Here is a 13,442-nt window from a genome sequence, read left to right as displayed (position 1 = left end):
CAGCTCCCCGCGCGATCACGCGGTTAGCTGCAGCCGCTCGTCGAGCCGCAGCCCTCGCACAGGTAGCAGCTCCCCGCACGGCGCATCTTGGTGCCACACGAGAAGCACAGCGGGGCGTCCGCGTTGAGCCCGAGCTGCATCTCCACCAGTTCCGTGGAGTTGTGCGCCTGCTTGGGCGCCGGCACGGCCGTCACCTCGGGCTTGCGCTCGGCCGCCTTCGGGGCCGCCAGCTGACGCGGGGCCGACTGAGCCAGTCCTTCGACGTCGACCTCGTCGTCACTCGCCTCGTACGAGCCGGTGTCCAGGTGGCGCTGACGCTCGTCGGCCGAGTGGATGCCGAGCGCGGAGCGCGTCTCGAACGGCAGGAAGTCGAGCGCCAGGCGGCGGAAGATGTAGTCGACGATCGACTGCGCCATCCGTACGTCCGGGTCGTCGGTCATCCCCGCCGGCTCGAAGCGCATGTTGGTGAACTTCGAGACGTAGGTCTCCAGCGGCACCCCGTACTGCAGGCCGACCGAGACGGCGATCGAGAACGCGTCCATCATGCCCGCGAGGGTCGAACCCTGCTTGGACATCTTCAGGAAGACCTCGCCCAGCCCGTCGTCCGGGTAGGAGTTGGCCGTCATGTAGCCCTCGGCGCCGCCGACCGTGAAGGAGGTGGTGATGCCGGGGCGCCCCTTGGGCAGGCGGTTTCGGACCGGCCGGTACTCGACGACCTTCTCCGGCTCCGGCTCGGCCTGAGCCTTCTCTTCCTTCTTCTTGGCCGACAGCGGCTGGCCGACCTTGCAGTTGTCGCGGTAGATCGCCAGCGCCTTCAGACCGAGCTTCCACCCTTCGTAGTACACCTCCTCGACCTCTTCGACCGTGGCCGACTCGGGGAGGTTCACGGTCTTGGAGATCGCGCCGGAGAGGAAGGGCTGGGCCGCCGCCATCATCCGCACGTGTCCCATGGCCGAGATGGCCCGCTCGCCCATCGCGCAGTCGAACACCTCGTAGTGCTCGTGTCGCAGCCCCGGGGCGTCCACCACGTTGCCGTGCTCGGCGATGTGGCCGACGATCGCCTCGACCTGCTCCGGCTGGTAGCCGAGGCGCTTCAGCGCCTTGGGGACCGTGTTGTTCACGATCTGCATGGAGCCGCCGCCGACCAGCTTCTTGAACTTGACGAGCGCCAGGTCGGGCTCGACGCCCGTGGTGTCGCAGTCCATCATCAGGCCGATGGTGCCGGTGGGCGCGAGCACCGACGCCTGGGCGTTGCGGAAGCCGTGCTTGTCCCCGAGCCGAACGACGTCCTGCCATGCCTCGGTCGCCGCGGCCCACACCGGCGAGTCCAGGTCGTCCATGCGCTTGGCGGCACCGTTGGCGTCCGAGTGCTGCTTCATGACGCGCTTGTGGGCGTCGGCGTTGCGGGCGTACCCCTCGTACGGACCGACCACGGCGGCCAGCTCCGCGGAGCGGCGGTAGGAGGTGCCGGTCATCAGCGAGGTGATGGCGCCGGCCAGGGCGCGACCGCCGTCGCTGTCGTAGGCGTGACCGGTGGCCATGAGCAGGGCGCCGAGGTTGGCGTAGCCGATGCCGAGCTGGCGGAAGGCCCGCGTCGTCTCACCGATCTTCTCGGTGGGAAAGTCGGCGAAGCAGATGGAGATGTCCATCGCGGTGATGACGAGCTCGACGACCTTCGCGAAGCGCTCGGCGTCGAACGACTGGTTGCCCGCGTCGTCGTCGCGCAGGAACTTCATGAGGTTGAGCGAGGCGAGGTTGCACGAGGAGTTGTCCAGGTGCATGTACTCGCTGCACGGGTTGGAGGCGGTGATGCGACCCGACTCCGGCGAGGTGTGCCAGTGGTTGATGGTGTCGTCGTACTGGATGCCCGGGTCGGCGCAGGCCCAGGCGGCCTCGGCCATCTTGCGGAACAGGCCCTTGGCGTCGACCTCGTCGATGACCTCACCGGTCATGCGGGCACGCAGCCCGAACGAGCTGCCGGCCTCGACGGCGCGCATGAACTCGTCGTTGACCCGGACCGAGTTGTTGGCGTTCTGGTACTGGACGGAGGTGATGTCGTCGCCACCCAGGTCCATGTCGAACCCGGCGTCGCGCAGCGCGCGGACCTTCTCCTCCTCCTTGACCTTGGTCTCGATGAACGCCTCGACGTCCGGGTGGTCCACGTCCAGGACGACCATCTTGGCCGCGCGGCGGGTGGCGCCGCCCGACTTGATCGTTCCCGCGGAGGCGTCCGCGCCACGCATGAAGGAGACGGGGCCCGAGGCGTTGCCGCCGGAGGACAGCAGCTCCCTGCTGGAACGGATGCGGGAGAGGTTCAGACCGGCCCCGGAACCGCCCTTGAAGATCATCCCCTCTTCCTTGTACCAGTCGAGGATCGACTCCATGGAGTCGTCGACGGAGAGGATGAAACAGGCGCTGACCTGCTGCGGCTGCTTGGTCCCCACGTTGAACCAGACCGGCGAGTTGAAGGAGAACACCTGGTGGAGCAGGGCGTACGTCAGCTCGTGGTCGAAGATCTCGGCGTCGGCCGGGGACGCGAAGTAGCCGTGGGTCTCGCCGGCCTTGCGGTACGTGGAGACCACGCGGTCGATGAGCTGCCGCAGGCTCGACTCGCGGCCGGGGGAACCGACCGCGCCGCGGAAGTACTTGCTGGTGACGATGTTGACCGCGTTCACGGACCAGGAGTCGGGGAACTCGACGCCACGCTGCTCGAAGTTGATCGAGCCGTCGCGCCAGTTGGTCATGACGACGTCCCGGCGCTCCCACACAACCTCGTCGTACGGGTGCACGCCGGGGGCGGTGTGGACGCGCTCGATACGCAAGCCCTTGGTGGCCTTGTTTCCCTTGGAACGGGAACCTCGTGCCGTACCGCTCGTCGTCTCTGTCATTCCGCCTCCCTGATACGGGCAAAACGCCCAATTACGCCAGTTTGTTCCATGGCGCGATGCCTGTCTGTCGCCCGGGCACGCGAAGCGTCCCGGGCACGTCTTCGTGTGATCGCTAGTCGGCGGCGCGGGTCGCCCCGGCGCGCAACTCCGCGACTGCGGCCTCGAAGTCCTCAAGCGACTCGAAGGCCTGGTAAACGCTGGCGAAGCGCAGGTACGCGACGAGGTCCAGTTCGCGGAGCGGCCCGAGTATGGCCAGCCCGACGTCGTGCGTGGTCAGCTCGGCGCTTCCGGTGGCACGGACCGCCTCCTCGACGCGCTGGCCGAGCTGAGCGAGGGCGTCCTCAGTCACGGGGCGCCCCTGACACGCCTTGCGCACTCCGGAGATGACCTTGTCGCGCCGGAAGGGCTCGGTGACCCCACTGCGCTTGATCACCATGAGTGACGCCGTCTCCACGGTGGTGAACCGGCGGGAGCAGTCGGGACACTGCCGGCGCCTGCGGATCGAGCAGCCGTCATCGGTAGTGCGACTGTCGACCACGCGACTGTCAGGGTGCCTACAGAAAGGGCAGTGCATGACGTCCTCACCCTTCCCGCCCTGAAAAACGGCGCACGAATCCCAGCGTCAATAGCGCTTGACGGGCCCGTTGGCGGGCCTGTCGACTGCGGCCCAAGCATAGGCGAAGACTCCGGTGATGATTCACCCGGGACCACAACCTATGGGCGGCCGGTGACCATCAAACCACTAGATCTGGTGGCGGATCGTCAACCTCCGGCGTGGCGTGTCACAGCACAGCGGCAGCCACGAGGGTACGGGAAGGGCGGCGGCCGTGGAGCCACGGGGGCGCGACTGGCACACTGGACGCGCCGCGTCCCGCCCGAGAGAGGCCGACCCGGCGACGACGCGTGCGCCACCCTCCGCGGGGCACCGCGGACGCCCGATCGAGACCCCTTTCGATTACGTACGGTAGCCGGGAAGGCGCGGCGCGAAGCCCGTCGGCGCGAACCGCCCCACGCCGGTCCGTCCGGACGCCGAGCGGTACCGTGATGGCCCGAATCCCTCCCGCCGCATACACGAAGCCTTGCGATCAGGTCAGCTAATCTGCGGATTTTCACTCGAACGTGTGTTTGGCGCAACCTTTCGAAAGCAACTACCGTTGGCTAACTAGGGAGAACATATCGAGAGGGGCCGACGTGACCACCACCGCCGACAGCGCGACCATCACCGCCCAGGACCGCTCCCGGAACCGACTCGAATCGGCACACACGATGAATGACGCCATCACACATCCAGAGGGGCAGCGGCCAGCCCGCTCGCTACCTGGCCGACCTCCGGGAATTCGCGCGGACAGCTCGGGGCTGACCGATCGGCAGCGGCGCGTCATCGAGGTGATTCGCGACTCCGTTCAGCGGCGGGGTTATCCGCCGTCCATGCGCGAGATCGGGCAGGCCGTGGGGCTCTCCAGCACCTCGTCCGTCGCCCACCAGCTCATGGCCCTCGAGCGCAAGGGGTTCCTACGCCGCGACCCGCACCGGCCGCGCGCGTACGAGGTACGCGGTTCCGACCAGCCCAGCGCCACCCCGCCGGCGGACACGGCGGGTAAGCCGGCGGCCTCGTACGTGCCGCTCGTGGGACGGATCGCCGCCGGCGGGCCGATCCTCGCCGAGGAGTCGGTCGAGGACGTCTTCCCGCTCCCCCGCCAACTCGTCGGCGACGGTGAGCTGTTCGTCCTCAAGGTGGTCGGCGACTCCATGGTCGAGGCGGCCATCTGCGACGGGGACTGGGTTACCGTCCGCCGGCAGCCGGTCGCCGAGAACGGGGACATCGTGGCCGCGATGCTGGACGGCGAAGCCACGGTCAAGCGGTTCAAGCGCGAGGACGGCCATGTCTGGCTGCTCCCGCACAACGCCGCGTACCAACCGATCCCCGGTGACGAGGCAACGATTCTCGGCAAGGTCGTCGCGGTGCTGCGCCGCGTCTGACCGCCTCTCACGACCGGCCCCGGAACCACTGCGCCGGTTCCGGGGCTGCCTCTCTTCGACTTCTCCCCGCACTCCACGCGCCAGCGGCGCATCGTGATCGGCCGAGTAGGTGGAAGCGCCCCGGGCGAGACGCGTGGGCGAGTGCGCGTCCCGCGCGTCCCGCGCGTCCTGAGAGCCCAGAGCACGTACCGCGTGTGCTGATCGGGTGCGAGTCGCGATCCCTTCCCGGGCTCGCGGCTCGCACCCGATCGCGTTGCCGGCCGATCTACTCGCTGGCCTTGGCCGCAGCGTCGATGGCGGCGAGGGAGCGGCGGGCCTGGTTCCGGTCGGTGGTGTACCAAAAGCCCGGCATCGAGGCCCGCAGGAAGCTTCCGTACCGGGCCTTGGCGAGCCGGGGGTCCAGCACCGCCACCACGCCGCGGTCCCCCGACGCGCGGACGAGCCGGCCGGCTCCCTGGGCCATCAGCAGCGCCGCGTGCGTGGCCGCGACCGCCATGAAGCCGTTACCGCCGGCCTCCTCGACCGCCTTCTGCCGGGCGCTCATCAGCGGATCGTCGGGGCGTGGGAAGGGGATGCGGTCCATGACCACGAGCTGGCAGCTCGCCCCCGGCACGTCCACGCCCTGCCACAGGGACAGCGTGCCGAACAGGCACGTGCGCGGATCGGCCGCGAAGGTGCGGATCAACTCGCCCAGCGTCTCCTCGCCCTGCAGCAGGATCGGCTGGTCGAGGCGCCCGCGCAGCTCCTCGGCCGCGGTCTGCGCGGCCCGCATGGACGAGAAGAGCCCCAGCGTGCGCCCGCCGGCCGCCTCGACGAGTTCGGTCAGCTCGTCGAGCATGTCGGCCCGCCCGGCCTCGCGGCCGGGCTGCGCCAGGTGCTGGGCGACGTAGAGGATGCCCTGCTTCCGGTAGTCGAACGGTGAACCGACGTCCAGACCCTTCCAGCGCGGCATGGTCGGGTCGTCGGCGCCGGCCTTCTCCGCCATGCCCTCGGGGGCGAGGCCGAGCGAGGCGCCCACGCCGTTGAAGTCGCCGCCGAGCTTGAGGGTGGCCGAGGTGAGTACCACCGAACGCTCGCTGAAGAGCTTCTCGCGCAGCAGCCCCGAGACGGACATGGGGGCGACGCGTAGCGAGGCGCCGAAGCGATCGTGCCGCTCGCACCACACCACGTCGTACTCGGAACCCTCCACGAGCCGTTCCGCGACCGCGTGTACGTTCTCCACCGAGGCCAGCGCCTGCTTGCGGACAGCGTCCTCGTCCTGCACCGACTTGTCCCGGGTGCTCCCGATGGCCGAGATCACCGTGCGGGCCGCGTCGCGCAGCGCCATCAGGGCGTACCCGAGGTCCTCGGGGATCGTCTCCAGGCGGCCGGGCAGGGCCAGCTCCATCAGCCGCTCGAAGCTCTCGGCGGCCGTCTGCAGGGCATCCGCCGCCTTCTCGTTCGCGAGCTTCGCGGAGCGTCGCACGGCACGGTTGACCTGGCCCGGGGTCAGCTCGCCGGTCGCGGCCCCGGTGACCCGGGAGACCAGCTCGTGCGCCTCGTCGATGATCAACACCTCGTGCGGGGGCAGCACGGGGGCGCCCTCGATGGCGTCGATGGCGAGCAGGGCGTGGTTGGTGACGATCACGTCCGAGAGCTTGGCGCGCTCGCGGGCCGCCTCGGCGAAGCACTCCGCGCCGTACGCGCACTTCGACGCGCCCAGGCACTCCCGCGAGGAGACGGAGACCTGTCCCCAGGCGCGGTCGGAGACGCCGGGCGTCATGTCGTCACGGTCACCGGTCTCCGTCTCGTCCGCCCAGTCGCGCAGCCGCAGCAGGTCCTTGCCCAGTCGGCTGGCGGCCTGGCCCGGGAGCGGCGTGGCGGCCTCGAACGGGTCGAAGAGCCCGTCCTCCTCCTCGTGCGGCACGCCCTCGTGCAGCCGGTGCAGGCACAGGTAGTTGGACCGCCCCTTGAGCATCGCGAACTCGGGACGGCGGCGCAGCAGCGGGTGCAGCGCGTCGACCGTGCGCGGCAGGTCGCGCTCCACGAGCTGGCGCTGGAGCGCCAGCGTCGCGGTGGCGATCACCACGCGCTCGCCGCGCGCGATGGCCGGCACCAGGTAGCCGAGGGACTTGCCCGTGCCCGTGCCCGCCTGGACGAGCAGATGCGTGTGTTCGCCCGCCGCCTCACCGCCACCGTCGTCCTGGTCGAGGAACCGGGTGGCGCCGATGGCCTCGGCGACGGCGGTGGCCATGCTGACCTGCCCGGGACGCTCCGTGCCGCCGACGGCGGTCACAGCGGCGTGCAGCAGGTCGGTGAGAGACGGTGAAGGCGAAGGAGTCATAGGAACGCCAGCCTACGGGGCGCCACTGACAGTGCCGGTCATCCACCGTGCAACGGGTTGGGTACGCGGCCGTGCACGGCGGCGTGTGGGCGGTCGGGGCTGTCCCGGTAACCGTCCAGGTGCAGCCGGTTCCGGTTCAGGCACAACCGCTCGATGGTGGGGGTGAGCAGGTCGAACAGGGCGAAGCGGGGCGCGAGGTCCGGGAAGCGCCGGTGGTGGCGCAGGATCTCCTTGCGCACCAGGGACCAGAACCGCGCCTCGGGAACGCCCAGTTGCTCCTCGCACAGCGGTGCCAGGTAGCGGAAGACGCCGACGAACAGGCCGGAGTGGATGAACTGGGTCAGGAACCCGGGCGGCTCGCTGAGCAGCACACCTCGCACGTCATCACTCATGGTGGCGTGCTCCGGCAGTGGCTGGGCGCTGACGTTGATGTCGTCGACGAAGTCCTTGATCGCGAGGCGGACAGGCACGTCACGCTCGTCGAAGACCACGACCGTGTTCTCCCCGTGCGGGGAGAACACGGTGCCGTAGCGGTAGAGGAATCGCAGTAACGGCGGCAGGAGTGCGGCGAACAGGCGGCGCAACCAGGTGCTCGGCGTGAGTCCGGAGCGTGCGACGAGCTCGGCGGTGAAGGCGCGCCCCCGCGCATCGGTGTGCAACAGCGCGGCGAGGGTTCGCGCGCGCTCCCCCGGTTCGAGCTGCGGCGCCAGTGGCTCCCGCCAGATGCACCCCAGCAACTCCTTGTACTGGTAGGGCACTCCGGGCAGGCGGTCGTACAGCGGGTGCTCGACGGTGACGGACGCGGTCTCGCCGAGCAGGATGACCCGGGTCTCGTCGCGTAGAAACGGATCGCCGTCGCGCAGCGCGTGCACCCAGGCGGTCACGGCCGGCGCCGCGAGCGTGCGTTCGGTGGGGAGCCCACGCCAGACCAGGGTGTTGAGGACGGAGAGGGGCAGCTTGACGGTGCGCGCCTCGGGCCGGCTGACGTTGAGGAAGGTCCGGATGGACTGTTGGGGCAGTCGGCGGGCGTTGTCAGTGGGCAGGGGGATGATGCTGCCGTCGGCGAGTTGCGGGGCGAAGAGGGGGGCGATCACCTCGTCCCACTGCCAGGGGTGGACGGGGAGCAGCAGGTAGTCGGCCGGGTCCCGGCCGTGCTCGGTGAGGGTGCGGTGGAAGGTGGCACGCGTGGGGGCGTCGAGTTCCTCGCGGTAGAGCTGGTCGGGGGTGGCCAGCGCGGGCACGCCCCGGTAGTGGGCCAGGCCGCGTCGGACGGCCAGCCAGGGGAGGAGGTGAGCGCGGCGGGCTTCGGGTGCCCACTGGGCGGCGTCGGCCGCCGAGAAGCCGAGGCGGCCCTTGTTGGCCACGAGCCAGGGGTGGCCGGTCTGGTGGCCTTCGAGGTCGGCGTAGTCCAGGTCGGCGAGGTCGGCGGCGGTCAGGGCCTCGGTGTCGAGGTGGACGTCGGCGGCCAGGGTGGCGGTGAGTTCGCGGATCAGGTGCCCGGTGGTGTCGCCGCTGAGGCCGAGGAGTTCGTCGTGGGCCAGGGCGAGGAAGCGCAGCGGATCGGTACCGGGAGTGAGCGACGTGGGGTCGATGGTCCAGTGGCCGTACGCGCCACGGCGGGCGCGGAAGCGGTAGGTCACGCCACCGACCTCGGGGAGCCGGTACGCCCGCTCCCCGGGGCGGGCGCCGGGCTCGTCAGGGGCCTCCGTGTCGTGTTCGGGGGTGAGGACGTCCTCGTAGGCGAACTCGGCGAGCATCTTGGCCAGCATGCGGCGGCCGGCGTGCCGCCAGACGTCGGCCGTCGCGGTCGTGGGGGGCTGGGCGGGCGGCGACGGGTGCGGGGGTCTGGCCCCGGGGAGGCGGCGGTGGGGGCGCGGGGGCCGCGACGGAGGTGGGGGCTGGGGTGAGGATCGCAAGGTGAGCTCCTTGGTGCCGAGGTCACAGGAGGTGGCGTAGCGCCCGGTCCCGGACCATCAGGGCCGCGCTCTTGTCGGGAAGGGACACCTCGGCGCTGAAGCGGTACCCGGCGCCGAGGAAGGCCGCGATGGAAGGGGTGTTGCGCAGGTCGGGCTCGGCGATCACGCGGCCACAGTCGGGTCGGTGGTCAAGGACCAGGTCGGCGACCGCGCGGAGCAGGGACGTGCCGATGCCCCGACCCCGGTCGGCCACGCCGCCGATGAGCAGGTGCAGCCCGATGTCGTGGGGGCGCGCCGGGTAGTGCTGGGCGAGCGGGTCCAGGTCGGCGCGGTAGACCTCCCAGTAGCTGACGGGTACGCCGTCGAGGACGCCGAGGCAGGGCAGGCTGCGTCCGTCTCCGTCGAGCTGTGCCCGCAGGTGCCGCTCGGTGGTCTGGTCGGGCCCGGCGAGCTCCCAGAAGGCGGCCACGGACGGATCGTTCATCCAGCGTGTGATGCGGGGCAGGTCGCGGGAGAGGGAGACGGGGACGAGTCGGAAGGTGCCGCAGGGGGTGGTGGCTGGTCCCCAGCGCGCGAGGTCGCCGAGCGGGCTGGCCGCGCGCGCGGGGGACGGCGGCGGGTGGGGGCGTCCGGCGACACGGGGCGCTGGCGGGGCGCACGCCGGTTCGGGTGGGGGCGCGGCGCGGGCGGCCGTGCTCCGGGAGGCCGACGCGACGCCGTCGGACGTGGGAGCCGTGGGGGCGGAGCCCGCAGCGTCGTGGCGGGCGGTCGGCCGGGAGGCCTGGTCGTGGGCGGGATCAGCGTCGACGCCTCCCCCGCTCCCGCCCGGGGCGACACGGGTGTCAGCGGCGCGGCCGGGGGTCGGGAGTTCCGTGAGCCGCGCTCGCACGTCGTCGGCACCGTCCGCACCGACTGCTCCGGTGCGGCGTGGTGCGGAGCGGGGTGCGGCCGGCGGGCCCTGGCTGGCGGTCGGACCGGTGCCTCGCGGTGGGGCGAGGCGTCGCGTCGGGCGGCGGCCACCGCGCGCGCGTTGCGGCGTGGAGGGGGCAGGCGTGGGGCCGGCGCTCGGTCCGCCGCCAGGGGCGGTGGGATCGGTGGCGCCGGGCGGGGGGTCGGTGGGTCTCATGGCGGCTCTCGGCTTCACGGAGAACAGGTGGTGGACGGGGCGACGGGGTTGGCGATGGTGACGTAGACGGACTGGGTGTCCACCGGCCCGATCAGTTCGTCCAGACCGTGCAGCCGGGTGAGAAGGTTGGCCTTGCACCGCAGCGTGGGCGCGTCGAGCAGACGGGCGGGCAGCGAGGAGCGGCATGCCACCGGCTGGCGGGACGCCTCGCCCAGGAAGCGGCGGAAGGCGGCGAGGAGGAGGCGCTCGTCACCGAGCCGCTGGGCGCCGAACGCGCCGATGAGGCCGAGCACGTTGTTGACGCCCAGGTAGTACGCGAAGCGCTCGTCGGCGACGGCGTCGGTGACGAACGTGTCGCTGTGCGCGCCGAGGCCAGGCAGCCGGCGGTGGAGCTCCGTGCGCCGCGACTCGCGGTAGTAATACCCCTGGTTGTCGCGGTAGCGCCCGCCGGCGGGCCAGCCGTCCCCGTCAAGGAGCACCAGCGTGTTCTGCTGGTGGGCTTCGAGCGCGACACCCGCCCTGCCGTCCAGCCACAGGATCGGCCGGACGACGGTGTGCAGGTAGCGCAGGAACCACTCCGTCGACACGGCGCCGAGGGGGCGCCCGGTGCGGGCGGCGAGCCGGGTCACCAGGTGGGCGAGTCGCGAGCGCGGCGCCCGCTGGCCGGGCCAGGGGCGTGGCGAGACGAGCCCCGCCACGCACACCACGTCGTCGGTGACGCCGATGGGGTTGTGCCGGATGATCACGTCCACGCCGGGCACCGGCTCGCCGTCGAGTCCGTCGACGGCGAGCCAGGCGGGGTCGCGCACGACGTCGAAGCCGGGGCACGCGGCCCGCCACTCCCGGGCCAGCCCGCTACGCAACAAGCGGTGGGCCTCGACGCCACGCAGCAGTTCCTTGCGGAGGTTCTCGCGCCGGGAGTTGGTGATGCGCAACCCGAGCGAGAGCTTCAGCATGGCGCGCCCGGCGGGGTGGTAGACGGTGCGTACCGAGGAGGTGGGGTGCCAGAGCTCACCGCCGGGCCCCAGATCGCGTACCAGTCCGGCGTCGACGAGGGCCCGCACCGCGTCACGGTGCCGGATCTCCTGCGCCTGCCACGGGTGGAGCGGCAGCGGAACCATGCCGTCGGGCGGTACCGGCATCCCCGGGGCGATCGCGGCCACGAGGCGGTCAGCGGGTACGGTGCGGCCCCGCTCGGTCCAGGCCGAGTCGCGGGCGAGCACTGAGGGCCGCACCCCGAGCCAGTGCAGGGGGAAGGAGCCGCGCAGTTCGGGCGAATACGTGCGGGCCTCGGCCTCGGAGAGTGCCTCGCGGCTCTTGGGCGTCGGGTGCAGCGGATGGCCGAACAGCAGCGACTGCTCGCCGGCGAGGAAGGCGCCACCCGCGTCGGGGTCATCTGGGGCGGCCCGGCGGTCGGCGAGGAAGACGGCGGTGCGCCGCACGGAGTCCGCGACGCGTCCCACGAGCTCGGCGCCGCCCGCGCCCACCGGCCCCGGCGACACGGGGGCCCCCGCCCCGTCCTCGGCCGAGCCGGGGCCATGGGCGCCGAGCCCCTCCCCCGCGCCGCCGCGCCTGGCCCCGTCTCCCGCGCCGGGGCCGGCGGCGCGCCCCGCCACGCGTCCGGCACCGTCCGCCGCGCCGTGCCCGGCCCCGTACGGCGCCCTGGCTCCCCCGCCGTGCGTCGCCGCCCGCCCGGCGCCAGCGGTGTCCGTGCGGGGCGCCAGCCCCTCGCCCGCTCCGTAGCCGCCGCGCACGCCGTCAGCTCCGTACGTGCCCGGGAGTGCGCCGTCGCCTCCGTACGCGCTGCCCCGCGCGCCCTCGATCGGATACACGCCCTCCTCGGTCGGCGCGAAGCGTCCGTCGGGGGCCGTCGCAGCGCCGCCGGCACGTCCCGAGTCCCACCGGCCGTCGGCGTCGCCGGCCGCCTCGCCCGGGCCGGCTGGGCTCTCGGCGTACCGCGCGGCGTCGTACGGGGCGGCGTCGACCACCTCGCCCGGGTTGACGCCTGGGGTGCCGTCCTCGCGGGGGGTGGCGTCGCGTCGCGCCGTGCCGTAGGCGGCCTCGCGGCTCAGCAGCGCGGCCAGGGTGGGCGCGTCGATAGCCGGGGCGTCGACGGGGGCGCCCGCCAGGCGCGGGTGTCCGAAACGGTGCCAGCCGGTCGGCGACCAGTAGGGCGCGGGGACCAGAAGCACGACGCCGCTGGACACGAGCGAGAGCCGCAGCACCCCACCCTCGGGCGGGGCCGTGTTCGTCTCGCGCGCCCAGCACCGCAGCAGGTTCTCGGTGGTCGCCGCGTCGGCCGCCGTGTGCGGGTCGGGGTGGTCCAGTGGGTCAGGAGTGGGCGGGTGAGCGGTGCCCTCGCCGACCGGGGTCTCCTGACCGCGGCGAACCTGTTCGGGGACCGACGGGGCGAGGGTGCTCGACAACGCGTCGGCTCCGGAAACCGCGTCCGTGCGGTGTGCGGCGTGGGGGGTGGGGCTACGGTCCACGGGGCGCCTTCCTCCTTCATTGGCTGGCCGTGCGGGATGGCGCGTACGGCCGGGCATCACGGTGGGGGCTGGTTCGGCGCACCGTCACGGCCCGCGCACCGACGGGGCCCACGCGCCGTCGTGGGCCACCCGGAGCGGCCGCCGGACGGCTGGCCCGGCCGGCCCGTCGGGGCGAGGTGGGGGTGCTGGGTGACGTGCCACGGCGGGGGGTCGGGGCGCGGGTGTGCGCCTGGGCCAGGGTGGTACGGGCGCGGGGCCCTCGGGTTGGGCGCGCGGTGCCCGCGCCGGCCCGGTGTGGCTCCGCACACGGCCCGGAACGCGACTGCCGCGGGCGGAGAACTCCGGGGCGGGGCCCGCCCCGTTCGCGCCGTGAGGCCGGTCGTGGAGCCAGTCCTGGAGAGCGGGGTGCGCGCGGTGTCGGCGGCGGACGGACCGGGGGCGGGGCGCGGCGGCGGACGGCGCGAAGGTCGGCCCGACCCCCGACGGCGCGGTGTGCCCTGGCGTCGCGGGGGGTGGTACGACGCCAGCCGGCGTGGTGGACAGCGGCTGGCGTGGAGCCTCGAACGTGGCCACGGCACCGGTTTCCTCTCGCTAGCGCCCGTATCCGGCTGCGTACAGCCGCCCGCGCGGCCCGGCCGGTCAAACCCCGGAGCACGGCGCCGTCTGTCGGTCGTCGTCAGGCCGTCGCGGGTGGGGGCTGGGCGCGCCGTAGGGACCAAC

Annotated in this window: 7 protein-coding genes; 1 reads left to right on the top strand and 6 read right to left on the bottom strand. The window is 72.5% G+C overall.

The genetic code is table 11. The features are described from left to right. Nucleotides 1-23 precede the first annotated feature (23 nt). Both ACFVFR_RS06040 and nrdR read right to left on the bottom strand, forming a co-directional pair. Nucleotides 24-2,888 carry a vitamin B12-dependent ribonucleotide reductase gene (locus ACFVFR_RS06040; RefSeq protein ID WP_383698458.1) on the bottom strand — a complete coding sequence of 955 codons (2,865 nt, stop codon included), beginning with the start codon at nt 2,886-2,888 and terminating at the stop codon, nt 24-26. 112 nt (nt 2,889-3,000) lie between these two features. Further along, nucleotides 3,001-3,462, bottom strand: coding sequence for a transcriptional regulator NrdR (nrdR, locus tag ACFVFR_RS06035; RefSeq protein ID WP_383698457.1), 462 nt, complete (start codon nt 3,460-3,462; stop codon nt 3,001-3,003). 617 nt (nt 3,463-4,079) lie between these two features. On the opposite strand from nrdR, the gene lexA reads away from it, so the two are divergent. Then, on the top strand, nt 4,080-4,868 hold the full coding sequence (gene lexA / locus ACFVFR_RS06030) for a transcriptional repressor LexA (RefSeq protein ID WP_383698456.1): 789 nt from the start codon (nt 4,080-4,082) through the stop codon (nt 4,866-4,868). A 265-nt stretch (nt 4,869-5,133) separates the two neighbouring features. On the opposite strand, the gene ACFVFR_RS06025 is transcribed toward lexA, so the two are convergent. From ACFVFR_RS06025 to ACFVFR_RS06010, 4 genes are all read right to left on the bottom strand, one after another. Beyond that, nucleotides 5,134-7,191 carry an ATP-dependent DNA helicase gene (locus tag ACFVFR_RS06025; protein ID WP_383698455.1) on the bottom strand — a complete coding sequence of 686 codons (2,058 nt, stop codon included), beginning with the start codon at nt 7,189-7,191 and terminating at the stop codon, nt 5,134-5,136. Between the two features lie 38 nt (nt 7,192-7,229). Then, nucleotides 7,230-8,948 carry an IucA/IucC family protein gene (locus tag ACFVFR_RS06020; RefSeq protein WP_383698454.1) on the bottom strand — a complete coding sequence of 573 codons (1,719 nt, stop codon included), beginning with the start codon at nt 8,946-8,948 and terminating at the stop codon, nt 7,230-7,232. A 181-nt stretch (nt 8,949-9,129) separates the two neighbouring features. Further along, nucleotides 9,130-9,996: a GNAT family N-acetyltransferase gene (locus ACFVFR_RS06015; RefSeq protein ID WP_383698453.1), complete on the bottom strand. Its 867-nt coding sequence runs from the start codon at nt 9,994-9,996 to the stop codon at nt 9,130-9,132. A 251-nt stretch (nt 9,997-10,247) separates the two neighbouring features. Then, nucleotides 10,248-12,722, bottom strand: a complete 2,475-nt coding sequence (locus ACFVFR_RS06010) for an IucA/IucC family protein (protein ID WP_383698452.1) — start codon at nt 12,720-12,722, stop codon at nt 10,248-10,250. Nucleotides 12,723-13,442: the final 720 nt, after the last annotated feature.

This window comes from Streptomyces sp. NPDC057702, from assembly GCF_042799315.1.
Classification (GTDB): domain Bacteria; phylum Actinomycetota; class Actinomycetes; order Streptomycetales; family Streptomycetaceae; genus Streptomyces.
Note: the sequence above shows the minus strand (reverse complement) of the source record. Positions and strands in the feature narration are given on the sequence as shown.

Excerpts from the sequence above, each read along its gene's own strand:
- ACFVFR_RS06040 (WP_383698458.1), bottom strand. The coding sequence starts at position 2,888 with ATGACAGAGACGACGAGCGGTACGGCACGAGGTTCCCGTTCCAAGGGA.
- nrdR (WP_383698457.1), bottom strand. The coding sequence starts at position 3,462 with ATGCACTGCCCTTTCTGTAGGCACCCTGACAGTCGCGTGGTCGACAGT.
- ACFVFR_RS06025 (WP_383698455.1), bottom strand. The coding sequence starts at position 7,191 with ATGACTCCTTCGCCTTCACCGTCTCTCACCGACCTGCTGCACGCCGCT.
- ACFVFR_RS06020 (WP_383698454.1), bottom strand. The coding sequence starts at position 8,948 with ATGCTCGCCGAGTTCGCCTACGAGGACGTCCTCACCCCCGAACACGAC.